Here is a 1,760-nt window from a genome sequence, read left to right on the forward strand (position 1 = left end):
GCTAGCGTAAAGTTTTATTCGGATAATGGAAAATAAATAAAAAGAGAACACCACTTTGTGATAAAGTATTTAGCGACGAACTAATACAAAACAAAGGATTGGTGTTCTCTATGATTAACAGTATACGATATTTTGAGGAAGAATGCATCAACAGATTTGAAAAACTTGAAGATAATTTTATGAAAAACCCGCTGCAAATGGCAGAGTACGTGATCAGTATGACTGCAGAGCTCCATAACCTGGGACTACGTATGATACAGGATTCTTTAGAAGCAATGGATCAAATGATACAGGAAAGCCCTATCCGATTAAAGCATTGGATTGTAGAGTCTCATACAACAAAGCAGCTGGTGACTTCTTTAGGAACTGTCACATTCCGTAAAACATTATTCACGAACAAAGAGACCGGAACCAGTGAATATCTGCTGGATAGAATCCTTGGCCTGGAGCGGAATGGAAGACTCACACAAGATGCACAAGCAAGACTGTTACGTGAGGCAGTACAGACCTCATATCGTCGAGGTGGGGAAGAAACCAGTCTGACAAGCGAAGTGAGCAAGCAGACGGTAAAGAACAAACTCCATCAGTTGAATTTTCCAGTACATGAAGAGAAGGCAGAAAAGAAAAAAGTAGACTATCTCTATATCGATGCCGATGAGGATCATGTATCTCTGCAGTGGCGCGAGAAGAAGGGCGATCTGCGGGAAAATGAGAACCATCAGAAAAATAACAACCTGATTACAAAACTGGTCTATGTTTACGAAGGAATAGAAAACGAATCACCAAGGAGTAAACGGCACCGCCTGATTAATCCGTATTACTTTTGCAGAGTGAATACAGGAGAGGATAATCTAAAGTTTTGGGATGAAATAAATGACTATATCACAAACCACTATGAACTGGAAACAGTCAAAAAAATATATTTAAATGCAGATGGTGGAGGCTGGATTAAAGCCGGAATAAATCGTCTGGAAGGAGTCACCTATGTACTGGATGAATTTCATCTGGAAAAATACCTGACAAAACTTACGAGTCATATGAAAGACAGCCGCGATGATGCGGCAGATGAACTCAGGAAAGTGATCAGAAGCAAAACCAAGAAGGAATTCACAAGGCTGGTGGACCGTTTGGAAGAGTATCTGGAGGACGAAACAGGAGTAAAAAGAATCAGGGAAGCCAGGGAATACATTCTGTCTAACTGGACAGCAGCGAAGCTGAGGATAAGTCATCAGGACGGAGTAAAAGGAAGCAGTACAGAAGGGCATGTAAGCCATGTACTCTCAAGCCGTATGAGCTCAAGACCAATGGGATGGAGTCGTAAGGGAGCGGGAAATATGGCGCAGCTGCGGGCGTATTATCTAAACGGAGGCGATATGCTGGAATTAGTGAGATACCAAAAGAAGGAGCAGCCTAAGGCAGTAGGTGCCGAATACGATGTACTGAGTGGAGATGCGATCCAAAGGTCAGAGAGAAACCGGCACGGAGAACTGGGAAAATATACCGACCAAATATCCCATAGTATGTCGCTGCAGAATAAGAAAATCGTATACTTTAATTCTCATATTTGGGGATTATGATACAAAGCCAGGGAAATATCAGGAAGATACTCCGCTCGACATCATTGCTCTGCTAGCCAGTTCAGGGCTTGTTTCGAATGCAAAAATGATGTATATTAAAGTCACAAGTCATTGCCTGATACATTATCAGAGCATCGTGGGTGAACTCTATACCATTAAATCCGAAGATAAATTTACGCAGTC

General features: G+C 41.8%; 1 protein-coding gene. It reads left to right on the forward strand.

The window, feature by feature from the left end:
* Positions 1 to 110 precede the first annotated feature (110 nt).
* Positions 111 to 1,577: an ISLre2 family transposase gene (locus V7D18_RS23680; RefSeq protein ID WP_426158088.1), complete on the forward strand. Its 1,467-nt coding sequence runs from the start codon at positions 111 to 113 to the stop codon at positions 1,575 to 1,577.
* Positions 1,578 to 1,760: the final 183 nt, after the last annotated feature.

The organism is Lacrimispora sp. 38-1 (genome assembly GCF_049890855.1).
Lineage (GTDB): Bacteria > Bacillota > Clostridia > Lachnospirales > Lachnospiraceae > Lacrimispora.

Coding starts and splice junctions, on each gene's coding strand:
- V7D18_RS23680 (WP_426158088.1), top strand. CDS start 111: ATGATTAACAGTATACGATATTTTGAGGAAGAATGCATCAACAGATTT.